The organism is Streptomyces sp. NPDC043853 (genome assembly GCF_056436025.1).
Genome location: NZ_JBWKDJ010000006.1, coordinates 108,823 through 125,242, shown reverse-complemented (window position 1 = coordinate 125,242; position 16,420 = coordinate 108,823). Strand labels below are relative to the sequence as shown.

Annotated in this window: 17 protein-coding genes; 12 read left to right on the top strand and 5 right to left on the bottom strand. The window is 72.3% G+C overall.

Annotation, left to right across the window (positions count from 1 at the left end):
* Positions 1-306 precede the first annotated feature (306 nt).
* From AC067U_RS18210 to AC067U_RS18200, 3 genes are all read left to right on the top strand, one after another.
* Positions 307-501 carry a hypothetical protein gene (locus AC067U_RS18210; protein ID WP_478830725.1) on the top strand — a complete coding sequence of 65 codons (195 nt, stop codon included), beginning with the start codon at positions 307-309 and terminating at the stop codon, positions 499-501.
* A 189-nt stretch (positions 502-690) separates the two neighbouring features.
* The gene (locus tag AC067U_RS18205; protein WP_478830724.1) at positions 691-1,671 is read left to right on the top strand and encodes a fibronectin type III domain-containing protein; all 981 of its coding nucleotides are present in this window, start codon (positions 691-693) and stop codon (positions 1,669-1,671) included.
* 123 nt (positions 1,672-1,794) lie between these two features.
* Positions 1,795-3,828, top strand: coding sequence for an ATP-binding protein (locus AC067U_RS18200; RefSeq protein ID WP_478830723.1), 2,034 nt, complete (start codon positions 1,795-1,797; stop codon positions 3,826-3,828).
* Between the two features lie 187 nt (positions 3,829-4,015).
* On the opposite strand, the gene AC067U_RS18195 is transcribed toward AC067U_RS18200, so the two are convergent.
* Positions 4,016-4,207 (bottom strand): DUF5999 family protein, encoded by a 192-nt coding sequence (locus AC067U_RS18195; protein WP_365111503.1) that lies wholly within the window; start codon positions 4,205-4,207, stop codon positions 4,016-4,018.
* 133 nt (positions 4,208-4,340) lie between these two features.
* On the opposite strand from AC067U_RS18195, the gene AC067U_RS18190 reads away from it, so the two are divergent.
* The gene (locus tag AC067U_RS18190) at positions 4,341-4,844 is read left to right on the top strand and encodes an SRPBCC family protein (protein WP_478830722.1); all 504 of its coding nucleotides are present in this window, start codon (positions 4,341-4,343) and stop codon (positions 4,842-4,844) included.
* Here the strand turns inward: AC067U_RS18190 and AC067U_RS18185 are convergent.
* Both AC067U_RS18185 and AC067U_RS18180 read right to left on the bottom strand, forming a co-directional pair.
* Positions 4,838-5,317: a hypothetical protein gene (locus tag AC067U_RS18185; RefSeq protein ID WP_478830721.1), complete on the bottom strand. Its 480-nt coding sequence runs from the start codon at positions 5,315-5,317 to the stop codon at positions 4,838-4,840. The genes AC067U_RS18190 and AC067U_RS18185 overlap by 7 nt on opposite strands.
* 126 nt (positions 5,318-5,443) lie before the next feature.
* Positions 5,444-6,673, bottom strand: coding sequence for an acyl-CoA dehydrogenase family protein (locus AC067U_RS18180; protein WP_478830720.1), 1,230 nt, complete (start codon positions 6,671-6,673; stop codon positions 5,444-5,446).
* Positions 6,674-6,884: 211 nt separating this feature from the next.
* On the opposite strand from AC067U_RS18180, the gene AC067U_RS18175 reads away from it, so the two are divergent.
* Positions 6,885-7,532 carry a TetR/AcrR family transcriptional regulator gene (locus tag AC067U_RS18175; protein ID WP_478830719.1) on the top strand — a complete coding sequence of 216 codons (648 nt, stop codon included), beginning with the start codon at positions 6,885-6,887 and terminating at the stop codon, positions 7,530-7,532.
* 617 nt (positions 7,533-8,149) lie between these two features.
* On the opposite strand, the gene def is transcribed toward AC067U_RS18175, so the two are convergent.
* Complete coding sequence (gene def / locus AC067U_RS18170) at positions 8,150-8,689, bottom strand: peptide deformylase (RefSeq protein WP_478830718.1); 540 nt, start codon at positions 8,687-8,689, stop codon at positions 8,150-8,152.
* A gap of 124 nt (positions 8,690-8,813) precedes the next feature.
* Here def and AC067U_RS18165 point away from each other — a divergent pair, with 124 nt between their 5' ends.
* The 7 genes from AC067U_RS18165 (at position 8,814) to AC067U_RS18135 (ending at position 14,676) form a co-directional block, all read left to right on the top strand.
* The gene (locus AC067U_RS18165; RefSeq protein WP_478830717.1) at positions 8,814-10,052 is read left to right on the top strand and encodes a MurT ligase domain-containing protein; all 1,239 of its coding nucleotides are present in this window, start codon (positions 8,814-8,816) and stop codon (positions 10,050-10,052) included.
* 26 nt (positions 10,053-10,078) lie between these two features.
* Positions 10,079-10,807: a type 1 glutamine amidotransferase gene (locus AC067U_RS18160; RefSeq protein ID WP_478830716.1), complete on the top strand. Its 729-nt coding sequence runs from the start codon at positions 10,079-10,081 to the stop codon at positions 10,805-10,807.
* Between the two features lie 249 nt (positions 10,808-11,056).
* Complete coding sequence (locus AC067U_RS18155; protein ID WP_478830715.1) at positions 11,057-12,082, top strand: 6-phosphofructokinase; 1,026 nt, start codon at positions 11,057-11,059, stop codon at positions 12,080-12,082.
* A 102-nt stretch (positions 12,083-12,184) separates the two neighbouring features.
* Positions 12,185-13,141, top strand: a complete 957-nt coding sequence (locus AC067U_RS18150) for a cytochrome c oxidase assembly protein (RefSeq protein WP_478830714.1) — start codon at positions 12,185-12,187, stop codon at positions 13,139-13,141.
* Between the two features lie 31 nt (positions 13,142-13,172).
* Positions 13,173-13,331 carry a hypothetical protein gene (locus AC067U_RS18145; RefSeq protein ID WP_478830713.1) on the top strand — a complete coding sequence of 53 codons (159 nt, stop codon included), beginning with the start codon at positions 13,173-13,175 and terminating at the stop codon, positions 13,329-13,331.
* 133 nt (positions 13,332-13,464) lie between these two features.
* On the top strand, positions 13,465-13,947 hold the full coding sequence (locus AC067U_RS18140; RefSeq protein WP_478830712.1) for a DUF6328 family protein: 483 nt from the start codon (positions 13,465-13,467) through the stop codon (positions 13,945-13,947).
* A gap of 15 nt (positions 13,948-13,962) precedes the next feature.
* Positions 13,963-14,676 (top strand): lysophospholipid acyltransferase family protein, encoded by a 714-nt coding sequence (locus AC067U_RS18135; protein ID WP_478830711.1) that lies wholly within the window; start codon positions 13,963-13,965, stop codon positions 14,674-14,676.
* Between the two features lie 63 nt (positions 14,677-14,739).
* Here AC067U_RS18135 and AC067U_RS18130 read toward each other — a convergent pair whose 3' ends face one another.
* Positions 14,740-16,332, bottom strand: a complete 1,593-nt coding sequence (locus tag AC067U_RS18130) for an alpha/beta hydrolase (protein WP_478830918.1) — start codon at positions 16,330-16,332, stop codon at positions 14,740-14,742.
* Positions 16,333-16,420: the final 88 nt, after the last annotated feature.

The window sequence follows — 16,420 nt, the reverse complement described above, 5'->3', positions numbered from 1 at the left end:
CTCCGCTTCTTTGTTGACACTGCGTCTGACATCGCGCCGCCGCCCGACGCTAGGTCTCAGGACCGGAGGAGTCCATGGAGGGTGAGCATGATTCACGAATCCGCAATGGACGATCAGGAACCGGGGGGTGCGGCCCGCATTTCACGGGGGCGCGGTCCTACACCGCGGGGCGCGACCGGACGGACGGCGCGAGATCGTCAAGGGCCGGGGCCCCGTCACGGACGGTCAACACCCGGACGGCGGACACGTCATGCCCCCGTCCGGCCCTCCCGCTGCGCCACGATGGCGCCGCACTAGGAGGTTGCGATGGTGATTTCCCTCTCCGTGGTCGTCCTGCTCCTCGTCCTCGCCTGGATCTTCCTGCGCAGCGGCGGCCTGAAGTTCTCCCACGCCCTGGTCTGCGTGTTCCTCGGCTTCTGCCTGGCGGGCAGCGGCATGGCCTCGACCCTGCACAGCACGCTCTCCACGACCGCCGAGGTGGTCGGGAGCCTCAGACCCTGAGGTCCGCCGCGCCCGGCGGGCGAACTCGGCGGGCGAACTCGCCGGGCGAACTCGCCGGGGCGAACTCGGCGGGCGACGAATCGTGGCAGGTCAGGACAAGGGGTCGGGCCCGATGCCCGAGGCTTGTCGAGCACCCTCCACCCGTGCCATAAAGGTCCAGACCTGTTGGTGCAAGGGTGAGGAGGCCCCGTGCGAGGACGCCCCGCGCGAGGACGCTGCGCGCTGCCCGCCGCCACTGCGGTCCTGCTCGCCGCGGCCGCCGTCGGGGCCGCGGCCTGCACCCGGGCCGACACCGAGCCCCCGCCGGCCCCCGACGGACTGACGGCGCAGGCGGCCGGCGCCGGGTCGGTGCACGTGATGTGGGAGGCGGCCGACGAGCAGGACGGGGTCACCGGCTACCAGGTGCTCCAGGGCGGCGCGCCGGTCCGCGAGCTGCCGGGTGACCGGCACATGACCGACATCACCGGCCTGGCGCCGCAGACCCGCTACGCCTTCACCGTCCGGGCCCGGGACGCGGCCGGGAACCTCTCCCCGGCCGCCGTCACCGCCGAGGTGACCACCCCCGCCGCGCGGGCCGACGACAAACGGGCCCCGACCGCCCCCGCGCGGGCCGCCGGCAGCCCGGACGGCCCCCGTGCCGCCCGGCTGTCCTGGTCGGAGGGCACGGACGACACCGGCGTCACGGCCTACGACGTCTACCAGGGCGGCGTACGGATCCACACCTCGGCCGGGACGGAGACCGGCACCCGGCTGACCGGGCTGCGGCCGGACACCGCCTACACCTTCACCGTCCGGGCCCGGGACGGCGCCGACAACTCCTCCCCGGACGGCCCGCCGGTCGAGATCACCACCGCTCCCGCCGACGGCGAGGGTCCGCCCACCGTCCCCGGCGACTTCACCGCCACCGCGTCGCCGGGTGCCGTGGACCTCGGGTGGATCCCGCCCGACACCGGGCACGAGGTCCGCGAGTACGAGCTGTACGTGGACGGACGGCCGACCACGGTGATCCAGTTCGCTCCCGGCGCGGTGCCCCCGGGGCGGGCCGGGCACCGGCTCACCGTGGCCGAACCGGCCGGCACGGTCTGGCGCCTGAAGATCCGCGCCCGGCTCCCCGACGGCACCTGGGGCTCCTTCTCCGCGGAGCGGCGGGTCGAGCTGGTCCGCCGATAGCGACAGGAAGAGGCCGCCACTCGGGTGAAGATCGCGCACAATGCGTCTGCGCACGGTGAGTACCCGGTCAACAACGGTCAGCAGGGCCCGCAGGGCAGCGTCTTTGAGCCAGACTCTGCCAACGTGCCGGGAAACCTGCCGCCGGAAACGGCGTCCTTCGTCGGTCGTGAGCACGAACTCGGGCTGCTCGACTCCCTGTTGCGCGAGCAACGGCTCATCACCCTCACCGGAGTCGGCGGGGTGGGCAAATCGCGCCTCGCGCTGCGCGCCGTCCGTACCCTGGCCGCCGCCCGGACACCCACCCGCCGCGACGGCACCTGGTGGGTGGAGCTCTCCCCGCTGCGCGACCCGGAGCTGCTCACCTCCACCGTCGCCCACGCGCTCGGGCTCGCGGTCCACTCCAGCCGCTCCCCCGACGAGGAACTCTGCGCCTGGATGGCGGACAAGGAGCTCCTCGTCGTGCTCGACACCTGCGAGCACTTGGTCCCCGCCGCACGCCACCTGGTCGGCGAACTCCTGCAGACCGCGCCCGGACTGACCGTCCTGACCACCACGCGCGAGCCGCTGCGCTGCCCAAGCGAGACCCTGGTCGAGGTCCGCCCGCTGCCCACCGACGGACCGGACAGCGACGCCCTGGCCCTGTTCCGGGAACGCGCCCTCGCCGCGACCCCGCGGGCCGCCGACGCCTTCGCCGACCCCGGCCGCACCGCCATCGCCGCCGAGGTCTGCCGCCGCCTGGACGGCATTCCGCTGGCCCTCGAACTGGCCGGTGCCCGGCTGCGGTTGTGGAGCGTCGAGCAGATCGCGCTGCGCCTGGGCGCCCGGTTCGAGCTGCTGGCCGACACCGGCTCCCCGCTGCTGCCCCGGCACCAGACGCTGCGCACCGCCATCGGCTGGAGCCACGAGCTGTGCGAACCGCTCGAACGCCTGCTGTGGGCCCGGCTGTCGGTGTTCGCCGGCGGCTTCGACCTGGCGGCCGCCCGGGCGGTCTGCTCCGGCGGCCCGCTACCCGCGGCCCGGGTGGAGGCTGTGCTCACGGCACTGACCGCCAAGTCGGTGGTGCTGCGCACCGAGGTGGCGGGCGTGGGGGCCCGCTACCGGCTGCTCGACACCATCCGCGAGTACGGCCAGGACTGGCTCGCCGAGCTGGGCGAGACCCGGACGGTCGCGGACCGGCACGCCCACTGGTACGCGCAGCTCGCCCAGGCGGCGGACCGGGGCTGGCTCGGGTCCGGCCAGGTGGACTGGTACCGCCGGATGACCGCCGACCACATGCAGCTGCGGGCCTCCCTGGAGCACCTGCTCGGCACCGACCCGGTGGCCGCCCTGGAGATGGCCGGCGCCCTCTGGTTCTTCTGGTTCTCCTGCGGACACGTGCACGAGGGCCAGGGGTTCCTGGAGCGGGCCCTGCGCACGGCCCCGCCGCGCGGGACGGCGTACGCCCAGGGGCTCTGGGCCGCCGGGGCGGTGTGTCTGCTGCGGGGAGACATGGCCAGGGCCCGGGAGTACGGCGAGCGCTGCACGGCGGCCGCGGCCCGGGTGGCGGACCCTGAACGCGAGCTGCGGGCGGCGTACCTGCTGTCCGCCTCGCTGCTGATGCCCGGGGACGCGGTCCGGGCCCTGGAGATCGCCGGGCCGGAGGCCCGCGCCGCCCGCGGCGGACGGTCCGACGGCGCGGGTGGGCTGCTGTGCCGGGTGGTGACCTCGTACGCGCTCTGCGACATGGGACGGTTCAAGGAGGCCGTCGCGGAGGCCACGGGCCTGCGGGAGTCCTGCGTACGGCTCGGTGAGCGCTGGATGCGCGCGTACGCGGACTACATCCTGGCGGTGGCGGCACTGGGCCTGGGGCAGCACGGGGAGGCGGCCCGGCACGTCCGGGCGATGCTCTCGGGGAAGCGGCTGCTGGGCGACCGGTTCGGCATCGCGCTGGGCCTGGACCTGCTGGCGGCGGCCGTGGCCGGGCTGGGCGACGGAGAGCTGGCGGCCCGGCTGCTGGGCAACAGCCACGCGTGGTGGCGGACGGTCGGCCGTCCGCAGATGGGATCCCCCTCACTGGCCGCCCTCCGGGACGAGGGCGAGCGCCAGGCGCGCGCGTCGATCGGCGACGAGGCCTACGAGAGGGCCTTCCAGGGCGGTGCACAGGCGCCCACCGGCTGAGATCCGTCCGGTGGGCGCTGCGCCCGGTACTGCTCTCGGTCCTGCTCTCGGTCCTGCTCGGTACCGCTGCCGGGTCTCCCGTTCAGTACGGGAGGGGTCTGCCCGACGGGGTACGCAGGTCCAGATCCCTCGGGGCCGGCTTCGGCACGGGCTTGCGGATCAGCTGCTGGCGCATGATGGCCCCCGTTCAGGCCGGAACCGGGACTGGACGGTGGGGGGCGACCGTACGGCCGTCCGGGAGCAGCTCGCCGGTGTCCTCGAAGATCACGGCACCGTTGCAGAGCAGGCTCCAGCCCTGTTCCGGATGGGACACCAGGACACGGGCGGCTTCCCGATCGGCGCTCTCGGCGGGCGGGCAGGGGGGCTGGTGGGAGCACATGGCGCACCTCCTCGCTGAGTGGGGCGGGGGTCCGGTGGTCACCCGGTCGCTTCCGCCATCCACGGTGGCGAGGAGTATTACCGATCACCACCGTGGGACGGAACCCGTATTCGAGGCCCAGTTCACTCAGCGTATGCCCGATTACGATGCGTTCATGCCCGGTATCCGGATTGTTCGCGGCAGTTCGCTGCCCCCGCGGGAGGCGTGGACGCGCCTCACGGACTGGGAACAGCACGGCGCCCAGGTCCCGTTGACGCGTACGGCGCTCCTCACCCCACCCCCGACCCGGATCGGCACCCGCTTTGCCGCGATGACCGGATTGGGCCGATTGGTGGTGAATGACGTGATGGAGGTCACCGTCTGGCGTCCACCTGCCGGACGGGCCCCGGGAGTGGTCCGGCTGGAGAAGCGCGGCCGCCTGGTCCGCGGCTGGGCGGAGATCGAGATCCACCCCGCCCCGGCGGGCGGCAGCGAGGTCCACTGGCGCGAGGACCTGCGCCTTTTCGGCCTGCCACGGTTCCTGGACCCGGCGGTCGCGGCGGCGGGCCGCGCCCTCTTCGGCCGGGCCGTCGACCGGCTCCTCGCGGACCCCGGCGGGGCAGCCGGGGCGGCCGGGACCGGCGGACGGGGTCAGTAGGGGCAGATGGTGCTCTTCAGGTTCGCTTCGATCATGATCGCGTCGAAATCGGTGACCTGATGCTCCGGGGTGCTGAACCGCTTCTCCGTCTCGGCCTTGGCGTCGATGCCGGGCAGGGTGAAGGCGTAGCACTGCTGGACGCCGTTCTCCATGGCCTTCTCCTCGTCGGCGACGAGGGACAGGTGGACGGTCTTCAGCCCGGCCAGGTAGACGACCCGCTTGTCCCCCACGGGCTTCCGGTACCGGGCGGAGGGCTCGGCACTCTCGGGCAGGGGGGAGAGCGGCGCACTCGGCCCGGTCGATCCGGGGCCGCCGGACGGGCTGCCGGACGGACCGCCGGACGCCGACGGTGAGGCACTCGGAGCCGCGGCACCCGGCTTCGAGTCCTCGCCGTCACTGCCGCAGGCGGACAATGCGAAGGCCGCGACGGCGGCACACGCGAGGGCGACGACACGCTTCTGATGTGTACGCATCACCCCATGCTGATCGCCGCCCCTCCGGTCCGGGCCGCCCGTGACGGGACCGTGACGCCCCGCGACAGACTCGTGACGGACGACGCGGCGCCCCGCACGCGGCGGGGCGCCGGCCACACCGAACGGCTACCGGATCGGCATCCCGGAGAGGGTCCGCGCGATCACCAGCCGCTGGATCTCGCTTGTCCCCTCAAAAATCGTATAAATAGCCGCGTCGCGGTGCATGCGCTCCACCGGGTACTCGCGGGTGTAGCCGTTGCCGCCGAGGATCTGTATGGCCTGGGCGGTGACCTTCTTGGCCACCTCGCTCGCGAAGAGCTTGGACATCGAGCCCTCCGCCGAGGTGAACGGCTTGCCCGCGACCGCCATCCAGGACGCCCGCCACACCAGCAGCCGCGCCGCGTCGATCTGCGTGCGCATGTCGGCGAGCTGGAAGGCCACGCCCTGGTTGTCGATGATCGGCCGGCCGAACTGGGTGCGGGTCTTGGCGTAGTCGAGGGCGACCTCGTACGCGGCGCGGGCGGTGCCGACCGCCATGGCGCCGACCGCAGGGCGGGAGGCCTCGAAGGTGGCCATGGCCGCGTTCTTCACCCTCTCGCCGCCGCCCGCCCTGGCCTTCTCGCGGGCCCGCGCCAGCCGCTCGTCCAGCTTCTCCTTGCCGCCGAGCAGGCAGGAGCCGGGGATCCGCACGTCCTCCAGGACCACCTCGGCGGTGTGCGAGGCGCGGATGCCGTGCTTGTGGAACTTCTGGCCCTGGGACAGCCCGGGGGTGGCCGGCGGGATGATGAAGGAGGCGTGGCCCTTGGTCCCGAGGTCCGGGTCCACCACGGCGACGACGATGTGCACGTTGGCGATGCCGCCGTTGGTGGCCCAGGTCTTGGTGCCGTTGAGCACCCACTCGTCCTTGGCCTCGTCGTAGACGGCGCGGGTGCGCATCGAGCCGACGTCGGAGCCCGCGTCCGGCTCGGAGGAGCAGAAGGCGGCGACCTTCACGTCCTCGGGGGTGCCGTACATCTGCGGGATCCAGGTCCCGATCTGCTCCTCGGTGCCGTTGGCGACGACGCCGATCGCGGCGAGGCCGGTGCCCACGATGGACAGGGCGATGCCCGCGTCACCCCAGAACAGCTCCTCCATGGCCATCGGGATGCCGAGGCCGGTCGGGTCGAAGAACTGCTGCGCGTAGAAGTCGAGCGAGTAGATCCCGACCTTGGCGGCCTCCTGGATGACGGGCCACGGAGTCTCCTCACGCTCGTCCCACTCGGCGGCCGCGGGCCGGATGACATCGGCGGCGAAGCCGTGGATCCAGTCCCGGACCTGCTTCTGGTCCTCGTTGAGTTCCATGGTGAACTCCGCCATGTCCCCTCCAGCTATGCTCGTGCACCACGTGCGTTACCTGCGGTAACCCGCAGCGGGGCCCAGTCTGTTACCGGCGAGTAGCAAATGTCAACAAATCCGGTCCAGGCACCTCGCATCCGGTTCCGCCACCTCCGATTCGATCGCGGGCCGGGGCGGGGTGTTACGTTGCGTGTGCGTCACGCACATCGCACGGGCGGGGAGAGAGAACGTCATGGAGACCACGCAGCAGGCCGGCCGGGACCCGGGCACGGCCGAACGGCGGCGCCGGGAACTGCTCGAGGCCGCCGACCGGGTCGTGCTGCGGGACGGCCCCAAGGCGTCCATGAACGCGATCGCGGCGGAGGCGGGCATCACGAAGCCGATCCTCTACCGCCACTTCGGCGACAAGGCGGGGCTCTACCAGGCACTCGCGGTACGCCACACGGACGCCCTGCTGGACTCCCTGCGGGCGGCCCTGGACGCCCCGGCCGAGCGGCGCCGCCGGGTCGAGGCCACGCTGGACACCTACCTGGCCGCGATCGAGGCCCGGCCACAGGTCTACCGCTTCCTGATGCACCCGGCCGAGGACTCGCACACGGGCGACCGCGGCTTCGAGGTCGCCCAGCACTCGCTCCCGCTGCTGCGCCGGCTCGGCGAGGAACTGGCCAAGGTGATCGCGGAACGCGTGGACCTCGGCCCGGACGGCGACGAACTGGCCCGCGTCTGGGGCCACGGCATCGTCGGCATGATGCACGCCGCCGGCGACTGGTGGCTCGGCGAGCGCCCCTGCTCCCGCGCCGCCCTCGTCACCGGCCTGACCGACCTCCTCTGGGGCCGCCTGGCCACAGCCGGCAACCTCGCCGACGGCCCCGGCTTCTGACGCACCCCCCGCCTGGGTCGACGCCGCCACGGGCAGGCGCCCCGCCAATGCCTGGACGGCACCTCCGCCGAGGTCTTGGCGGCCTCCGCCGAGCTTCGGGCGGCTACGCCGTGGGCGTTGCCCTCCCGCGCCGGTGGGGTGGCGGTCCCGCGGAGGTGTGGGCAGGCGTTCCGCAGGGCGATGGGGGTCCCCCTGCTCGAGCGAAGTCGAGAGCTTGGGGGAGGGTGGGCACACCGGAACGGCGCCCAGCGGGCTACGCTCCGGCCCCAGCGAAGCCATGGCGCGGCTCCGCCCGCAGCGCTGTCCGGCCAGGGCAGTGGCTCCGCCGGACCCGGCGCCCCCCTGGAGCGGAGCTGCGCCCGGACGGGCCCGGTCCGGTAGCCGGACCGGGGCGTGGGGAGGCTGCGCGAGCCCTCGCGGGACCGGGGTGCCGTGTGCCCACCCTCCCCCAAGCTCTCGACTTCGCTCGAGCAGGGGGGACCCCCATCGCCCTGCGGCACGACTGCCCACACGGCCGCCGGACGGGTCCGGCGCGACTGCTCACACGGCCGGCGGAATCCGGCAGCCGTGGCCCCACGGCCGTGGCAACGGCAGGCGGGCCCGGCCGCAGGGCGACGCTAAGCCGACCAGCCCGCCTTGCGGATCGCACGGTCAAGGCGCCGCCGCCGAACCCCCTCGACCCGCTCCCGGTACACCACCCCGTCCAGGTGGTCACACTCGTGCTGCAGGCACCGCGCGAAGAACCCGGTCCCCTCGACCCTCACCGGGGCCCCCGCCGAGTCCACGCCCTCCACGACCGCCCGGTCGGACCGCGCCGTCCCCGCCTCCAGCCCCGGCAGGGAAAGGCACCCCTCGGGCCCGAGCACCTCCACCCCGTCGACCTCGACCAGCCGGGGGTTGACGATGTGCCCGAGGTGCCGCTCGTCCTCGTCGTCGGGGCAGTCGTAGACGAACACCCGCTGCGCGACTCCGATCTGGTTCGCCGCCAGCCCCACGCCCTCCGCCGCGTACATCGTCGCGAACATGTCCTCGATGAGCCGGTCGAGCTCCGGACCGAACTCGGTGACTTCGGCGCAGGCCGAATGGAGCACCGGATCGCCGAGCAGGCTCATGGTGCGGACCAGACCGGAAGTGCCGGGAATCGGGCGTTGTCGCATGGCCGTAAGGGTACGCGGGACGACCATATGAGGAGATCCGGGGCGTCATGAGGGCGCCGAGGTCAGGGGCCCTGCCGGTTCTGGATAGGCTGGGGCCGGACCGACGCAAGGAGGACAAGGGACGATGGCAGGCAACACAGAGCCGCTTTCGCCGCGCGCCAAGCTGGCCGTGACGGCGGGGAAGGCCGCGGCGGCGGTGTCGCGGGCCGCGGGGCGTGGCAGCGGATCAGTGATCGGGGGCAGGGTCGCACTCAAGCTCGACCCCGATCTGCTCAGCGCGCTGGCGCAGCACCTCGATGTCGTCCTCGTCTCGGCGACGAACGGCAAGACGACCACGACCCGGCTGATCGCGGAGGCCCTCCGCGCCAGCGGTCCGGTGGTCTCCAACGCGCTGGGCGCGAACATGCCGGCGGGCATCACCTCCGCCCTCGCGGGCGGCAGTGACGCCAAGTACGGCGTCATCGAGGTCGACGAGAAGTACCTGGCGGGTGTGGCCCGCGACGTGACGCCGAAGGCGATCGCGCTGCTGAACCTCTCGCGCGACCAGCTGGACCGCGCCGCCGAGACCCGGATGCTCGCCGAGAAGTGGCGGGAGGGCCTCTCCGGCTCCAAGGCGGTCATCGTCGCGAACTGCGACGACCCGCTGATCGTGTGGGCCGCCTCGTCCTCGCAGAACGTGGTGTGGGTCGCGGCCGGTCAGGAGTGGAAGGACGACGCCTGGTCGTGCCCCTCCTGCGGCGGCGTGATGCAGCGCCCCGGCGACGACTGGTTCTGCGGTGAGTGCGGGTTCCGCCGCCCCACCCCGAGCTGGGCGCTCTCCGGCGACCACGTGCTCGACCCGCACGGCAGCGCGTGGCCGATCCACCTGCAGCTGCCGGGCCGCGCCAACAAGGCGAACGCCGCGACCTCGGCGGCCGTGGCCGCCGTCTTCGGCGTCCCGCCGCAGGTCGCGCTGGAGCGGATGTACCAGGTGCAGGCGGTGGCCGGCCGGTACGACGTGGTGACCTTCCAGAACCGCCAGCTGCGGCTGCTGCTCGCGAAGAACCCCGCGGGCTGGCTCGAAACGTTTTCCCTGATCGATCCGCCGCCGACGCCGGTGATCCTCTCGGTGAACGCACGGGGCGCCGACGGCACCGACACCTCCTGGCTGTGGGACGTGGACTATCCGCGGCTGGCCGGACACCCGATCTTCGTGATCGGTGACCGCAAGCTGGACCTGGCGGTCCGCCTGGAGGTCGCCGGCCTGGACTTCCGGGTCTGCGAGACCCTCGACGAGGCCGTGCAGCTGGCTCCGCCCGGACAGATCGAGCTGATCGCCAACTACACCGCCTTCCAGGACGTCCGCCGCCGCGTCGGCAACTAGTACCCAGCCAAAGGGACGACAACAGCATGAGCGACAACAGCCTGCGTCTGGTGTGGGTCTACCCGGACCTGCTGAGCACGTACGGAGACCAGGGCAACGCCCTGGTGGTGGAGCGCCGGGCCCGGCAGCGCGGCCTGGACGTCCAGCGCCTGGACGTCCGCAGCGACCAGCCGATCCCCACCTCCGGGGACATCTACCTGATCGGCGGCGGCGAGGACCGGCCGCAGCGGCTGGCCGCCGAGCGGCTGCTGCGCGACGGCGGCCTGGAGCGCGCCGTGTCGAACGGGGCGATCGTGTTCTCGGTCTGCGCCGGGTACCAGATCCTCGGCAACGAGTTCGTGAACGACATGGGCGAGCGCCAGCCGGGCCTCGGCCTGCTGGACGTGGTCACCGTGCGCGGCGAGGGCGAGCGGTGCGTCGGCGACGTGCTCGCGGACATCGACCCGCGGCTGAACCTGCCCCAGCTGACCGGTTTCGAGAACCACCAGGGCGTCACCCACCTCGGTCCGACGGCGAAGCCGTTCGCGCGCACCCGGATCGGCCGCGGCAACGGGACCGGCGACGGCACCGAGGGCGCGTACAACGACACCGTGTTCGGTACGTACATGCACGGGCCCGTGATGGCCCGGAACCCGCAGATCGCGGACCTGCTGCTGAAGCTGGCCCTGGACGTGAACGCGCTGCCGCAGGTCGACGACCGGTGGTACGAGGCACTGCGCTCGGAGCGCATCGCGGCCGCCACCCAGCCCGCGTAACGACCGGTCGGCCCGCCCCGGGCACCCCGGCCGCTCGGCCCGGATTCCCCTCGTGGAATCCGGGCCGCCGTCTTTCGGCCCGCTTCCGACGATCCTCCGGCGGCCGCCCTGCGGTCTTTTCATCCAAGAATTGAACGCGGCCTTGGAGGATGGTTCAGTCCACTGCCGATCCGCTTGTAGGGTGACGGGTAGTTCCAACCGGACGACGTGGTCCGGTCGCCGGCCCACGTTGCAAAGGTTTTTCGTGCCATGCGCATAGGTGTGCTCACTTCCGGTGGCGACTGCCCCGGCCTGAACGCCGTCATCCGCTCCGTCGTACACCGCGCCGTCGTGGACCACGGCGACGAGGTCATCGGCTTCCAGGACGGCTGGAAGGGCCTCCTGGAAGGCGACTACCGGAAGCTGGACCTGGAGGACGTGGCGGGCATCCTGGCCCGCGGCGGCACCATCCTCGGCTCCTCCCGGGTCCAGCCGGCCCACCTGCGGGACGGCGTGGAGCGGGCCCGCGGCCACGTGGCCGACCTCGGTCTGGACGCCATCATCCCGATCGGCGGCGAGGGCACCCTCAAGGCCGCCAACCTGCTGTCCGAGGCGGGCCTGCCGATCGTGGGCGTGCCCAAGACCATCGACAACGACATCGCCTCCACCGACCGGACCTTCGGCTTCGACACCGCCGTCGGGGTGGCCACCGAGGCCCTGGACCGGCTCAAGACCACCGCCGAGTCGCACCAGCGCGTCATGGTCGTCGAGGTGATGGGCCGGCACGCCGGCTGGATCGCCCTGGAGTCCGGCACGGCCGCCGGCGCCCACGCCATCGTGGTGCCGGAACGCCCCTTCGACATCGAGGAGCTGACCCGCATCGTCGGAGAGCGCTTCTCGGCCGGCAAGCGGTTCGCGATCGTGGTCGTCGCCGAGGGCGCCAAGCCCCTCCCGGGCACGATGCAGTTCGAGGAGGGCCGCAAGGACGTCTACGGCCACGAGCGGTTCGCCGGCATCGGCAACCTGCTGGCCGTGGAGCTGGAGGCCCGGCTCGGCAAGGAGGCCCGCCCGGTCATCCTCGGTCACGTCCAGCGCGGCGGCACCCCCACGGCCTACGACCGGGTGCTCGCCACCCGCTTCGGCTGGCACGCGGTGGAGGCGGCACACCGGGGCGAGTTCGGCATGCTGACCGCGCTGCGCGGCACCGACATCGTGATGGTGCCGCTCGCGGAGGCCACCTCGACCCTGAAGACGGTGCCGGACGAGCGCTTCGCCGAGGCCCAGAACGTCCTCTGATGTCCCGAAGGTAACCCGATGACCCCGATGGGGCCCCCGGACGCATCGGCGTCCGGGGGCCCCATTACTGTGGTGGGGCACCACGGTCAAGGGAGTGAAGGTATGGATCACAGCGGTCACGGCATGGACATGCACATGGACCTGCCGCCCTTCACCCTCGGCCGGGGCCTGGAGTTCTCCTTCGACGCCTTCTTCCTCTTCGGGTGCCTGGCCGGCCTCGCCCTCTACGGGTGGGGGGTGCTGCGGCTGCGCGGCCGCGGCGACGCCTGGCCGCCGGGCCGCACGACGGCGTTCGTGCTCGGTGTGCTGAGCCTGGCCCTGGTGATGTGCACCAAGCTGAACGACTACGGCATGGTCATGTTCAGCGTGCACATGGTCCAGCACATGGTGATCAGCATGGTGGCGCCGATCCTGCTGCTGCTCGGCGCCCCGATGACGCTGGCGCTGCGCGCCCTGCCGCCCGCCGGCCGCGGCCGCAAGGGCCCGCGCGAGCTGCTGCTGATGCTGCTGCACAGCCGCTACATGAAGGTGATCACCCATCCGGTGTTCACCATCCCGATGTTCATCGCCAGCCTCTACGCGCTGTACTTCACCCCGCTGTTCGACTTCCTGATGGGGTCGAAGACCGGGCACATCGCGATGATGGTGCACTTCCTCGCCGTCGGCCTGGTGTTCTTCTGGCCGATCATGGGCGTGGATCCGGGCCCGCACCGGCCGGGCTACGTGATGCGGATGCTGGAGCTGTTCGCGGGCATGCCCTTCCACGCCTTCTTCGGCATCGCGCTGATGATGGCGAGCGAGCCGATGATCGGCACGTACGCCTCCCCGCCGGCCTCGCTGGGCATCGACGCCCTGGAGGACCAGCAGTGGGCGGGCGGCATCGCCTGGGCCTTCAGCGAGATCCCCTCGGTGCTGGTGCTGATCGCGCTGGTCTACCAGTGGTACCACTCGGAGCAGCGGGCCGCGAAGCGCGCCGACCGGGCCGCGGACCGGGACGGGGACAAGGAGCTGGAGGCGTACAACGCCTACCTCGCCTCACTGCAGGCGCGTGGCCGCTAGCGCGGGCGCCCGTTCCGCGCCACCATGGGGCATGACCGGATCCGTCAAGGCAATGGCGGTGGTGACCTTCGCCACTCTCGTGGTCGTCGCCGCGTACTCGGTGGCCCTCGGCAGCAACGGCTGGCTCTGGTTCGGCTGGCTCGTCCTCGGAATGATCACGGCCGGAATGGCGGCCTCCAGGGGCTCGTGACCGCCGCCCCGAGCAGCGCGCGGAATGGCCGATTCCCTGCGGCGCGCAGGTGAACCGCGGGCGACGGCATCCGTACCAATGGGTACGGGCCGTTCCCCGCGACGGCCGATCCCCATGCCTGCCGGGAGGAATCATGTCCGATCCCGAACAGGACCGCCGCGCCTGCCAGGAGTACGCCGAGATCCTCCAGGAAGTACGCATCGCCCAGACGGCGGTGCAGTTCCTGCTCGGCTTCCTGATGGCCGTGGCGGTCACCCCGCGGTTCGCGTCCCTGCACCCCGCCGAACGCGCCGTCTACGTCTCCGCGCTGGTGCTGGCCTTCGGCTCGGTCGGGCTGCTGACCGCCCCCGCTCCACTGCACCGGCTGTGCGACGCGATGGACAAGGACCGCCTGGTGCGGATCGCCGGCCGGCTCGCGGTGTGGGGCGTGCTGCTGCTGATGCTGGCCCTGACCGCGGCGTTCGTCCTGGTGCTCAACATCGTGCTCGGCCTGTCCCCCGCCGGGCTGCTGTTGAGCGGCCTCATCCTGAGCTGGCTGATGGGTTGGTGGTTTGCCATGCCCATCTGGCACAGGAAACGGCAGACTGGGCTGTCCGTCCGGATCGAAGGCCGGTAGAAGGGAAACGCCCCGGTGTTCTACCAGTTGCTCAAGCACGTTCTGCTCGGGCCGCTGCTGCGGCTGCTGTTCCGGCCCCGGATCGAAGGGCTGGAGAACATTCCGGACGAGGGGGCGGCCATCGTCGCCGGGAACCACCTGTCGTTCTCCGACCACTTCCTGATGCCCGCGATCCTCAAGCGGCGGATCACGTTCCTGGCCAAGGCCGAGTACTTCACCGGCAAGGGCCCAAAGGGCCGGCTGACCGCCGCGTTCTTCCGCAGCGCCGGGCAGATCCCGGTGGACCGCTCCGGCAAGGAGGCCGGGCAGGCCGCGATCCGCGAGGGGCTCGGCGTGCTCGCCAAGGGGGAACTGCTGGGCATCTACCCCGAGGGCACCCGCTCCCACGACGGACGGCTCTACAAGGGCAAGGTCGGAGTGGCGGCCATGACCCTGGGCGCCGGGGTCCCGGTGATCCCCTGCGCGATGGTCGGCACCTTCGAGCTCCAGCCGCCGGGGAAGGTGGTCCCCCGGATCGGCCGCCGGGTGACCATCCGGTTCGGCACCCCGCTGGAGTTCTCCCGCTACGCCGGCATGGAGGGCGAGAAGGCCGTGCTGCGGGCGGTCACGGACGAGATCGTCTACGCGATCCTCGGCCTCTCCGGCCAGGAGTACGTCGACCGCTACGCCGCCGACGTCAAGGCCGAGGAGGAGGAAGCGCGGAGGAAGGCCCGGCGCCGTGCGCCGTGACCCCTCCCCCGCGCCTGCGGCCCGGTCGCCGGGACGGCGCCCGGCGACCGGTGGGGTGCCCGGCTAGCGCCGGACGGCCGGCAGCTCCTCCAGCAGGGGCGAGGCCTGCGGGGCCTCGGCCGCCCGGGCCGTCGGGGCAGGCGCGACCGGCGCCGCGTGCGGGGCGCAGGTCACGTCGGCCGCGTCCACCTTGCCGGTGAGCAGGTAGCTGTCGACGCGCTCGTTGACGCAGGGGTTCTTCAGGCTGGTGACGCCGTGCGAGCCGGCGCCCTTCTCGGTGATCAGCCGGGAGCCGGCCAGCCGGCGGTGGAGCTCCACGGCGCCCTCGTACGGGGTGGCGGCGTCTCGCTCGGACTGGACGATCAGGACCGGGGCGATGCGCTTGGCGCCGACCTCGATCGGGTTGCTCTGCTTGGCCTTCCAGGTGGCGCAGGGCAGGTTCATCCAGGCGTTGGCCCAGGTCATGAACGGGTAGTTCTTGTGCAGGCGGGTGTTGTCGCGGTCCCAGCGCTTCCAGCTGGTGGGCCACTTGGCGTCGGCGCACTCGACGGCGGTGTAGACCGCGTTGCCGTTCTCGGAGGCGATGTTGCCCGCGATGTCGGTCATGTCGGGGGCTGCGGCGTCCACGAGGGCCTGGGTGTCACCGGCGACGTACGCGCTCCAGGTCTGGGCGACGGGCACCCAGGAGGAGTCGTAGTACGGGGCGCTCTGGAAGAAGGAGATCAGCTCGGCCGGGCCGACCTTCCCGCCGAGCGGGTTGGCCTTGGCGGTGGCGCGGAGCTTCTGCCACTGGGCCTCGACCTTGGCGGGGGTGTCGCCGAGGTGGAAGGTGGCGTCGTTCTTGGCGACCCACGCCTTCCAGTCGTTCCAGCGCATCTCGAAGGCGACGTCCTGGTCCAGGTTGGCCTGGTACCAGATCTGCTCCTGCTTCGGGTTCACGACGCTGTCGACGATCATGCGGCGGACGTGGCCCGGGAAGAGGGTCGCGTAGACGCCGCCGATGTAGGTGCCGTAGGAGACGCCGAGGAAGTTGAGCTTCTTCTCGCCGAGCGCGGCGCGGACGACGTCGAGGTCGCGCGCGGTGTTCGGGGTGGTCATGTGCGGCAGCATCCAGCCACTGCGCTCCTTGCAGCCGTCCGCGTACTCGGCGGCGAGCTTGCGCTGGGCGCGCTTGTCGGCCTCGGAGCCGGGCACCGGGTCTGCCTTGGGAGCCTTGACGAACTCCTGCGGGTCGATGCAGGAGATCGGGGTGGAGTGGCCGACGCCGCGGGGGTCGAAGCCGACGAAGTCGTAGGCCTTGGAGGCGTTGACCCACAGCGGGCTCTTGGTGGTGACGCGGCGCGGGAAGCGCATGCCCGAGCCGCCGGGGCCGCCCGGGTTGTAGACGAGGGCGCCCTGGCGCTCGTCCTTGGTGCCGGTGTTGCCGATCCGGTCGACGGCGATGTCGATCGTCTTGCCGAAGGGCTTCGCGTAGTCCAGCGGCACCTTGACGAAGCCGCACTGGATGGGCTTCTCCAGACCCCAGTCGGCCGGACAGTCCTTCCAGTCGATGCCGGCGCGCTGGGCGCGGGCGGCGGCGATCTGGACGCCGACCGACTCCGGGACGCCGTACGAGCGGCCGTCCGCGGCCGCGGCGGCGGCCGGCGGGGCGAGCATCAGGCCGGCCGCGAGCGCGCCGACGGTGAGGGTGGCGGCGCTCCCCAGCGCCGCGTTGCGTATCACGTGGTGGTTCCCCCTGCATCAG

Bases quoted from the DNA above. Each gene is read 5' to 3' on its own strand.
- AC067U_RS18210 (WP_478830725.1), top strand. From the start codon at position 307: ATGGTGATTTCCCTCTCCGTGGTCGTCCTGCTCCTCGTCCTCGCCTGG.
- AC067U_RS18195 (WP_365111503.1), bottom strand. From the start codon at position 4,207: ATGTGCTCCCACCAGCCCCCCTGCCCGCCCGCCGAGAGCGCCGATCGG.
- AC067U_RS18190 (WP_478830722.1), top strand. From the start codon at position 4,341: ATGCCCGATTACGATGCGTTCATGCCCGGTATCCGGATTGTTCGCGGC.
- AC067U_RS18185 (WP_478830721.1), bottom strand. From the start codon at position 5,317: ATGCGTACACATCAGAAGCGTGTCGTCGCCCTCGCGTGTGCCGCCGTC.
- AC067U_RS18180 (WP_478830720.1), bottom strand. From the start codon at position 6,673: ATGGCGGAGTTCACCATGGAACTCAACGAGGACCAGAAGCAGGTCCGG.
- AC067U_RS18175 (WP_478830719.1), top strand. From the start codon at position 6,885: ATGGAGACCACGCAGCAGGCCGGCCGGGACCCGGGCACGGCCGAACGG.
- def (WP_478830718.1), bottom strand. From the start codon at position 8,689: ATGCGACAACGCCCGATTCCCGGCACTTCCGGTCTGGTCCGCACCATG.
- AC067U_RS18165 (WP_478830717.1), top strand. From the start codon at position 8,814: ATGGCAGGCAACACAGAGCCGCTTTCGCCGCGCGCCAAGCTGGCCGTG.
- AC067U_RS18160 (WP_478830716.1), top strand. From the start codon at position 10,079: ATGAGCGACAACAGCCTGCGTCTGGTGTGGGTCTACCCGGACCTGCTG.
- AC067U_RS18155 (WP_478830715.1), top strand. From the start codon at position 11,057: ATGCGCATAGGTGTGCTCACTTCCGGTGGCGACTGCCCCGGCCTGAAC.
- AC067U_RS18150 (WP_478830714.1), top strand. From the start codon at position 12,185: ATGGATCACAGCGGTCACGGCATGGACATGCACATGGACCTGCCGCCC.
- AC067U_RS18145 (WP_478830713.1), top strand. From the start codon at position 13,173: ATGACCGGATCCGTCAAGGCAATGGCGGTGGTGACCTTCGCCACTCTC.
- AC067U_RS18140 (WP_478830712.1), top strand. From the start codon at position 13,465: ATGTCCGATCCCGAACAGGACCGCCGCGCCTGCCAGGAGTACGCCGAG.
- AC067U_RS18130 (WP_478830918.1), bottom strand. From the start codon at position 16,332: ATGCTCGCCCCGCCGGCCGCCGCCGCGGCCGCGGACGGCCGCTCGTAC.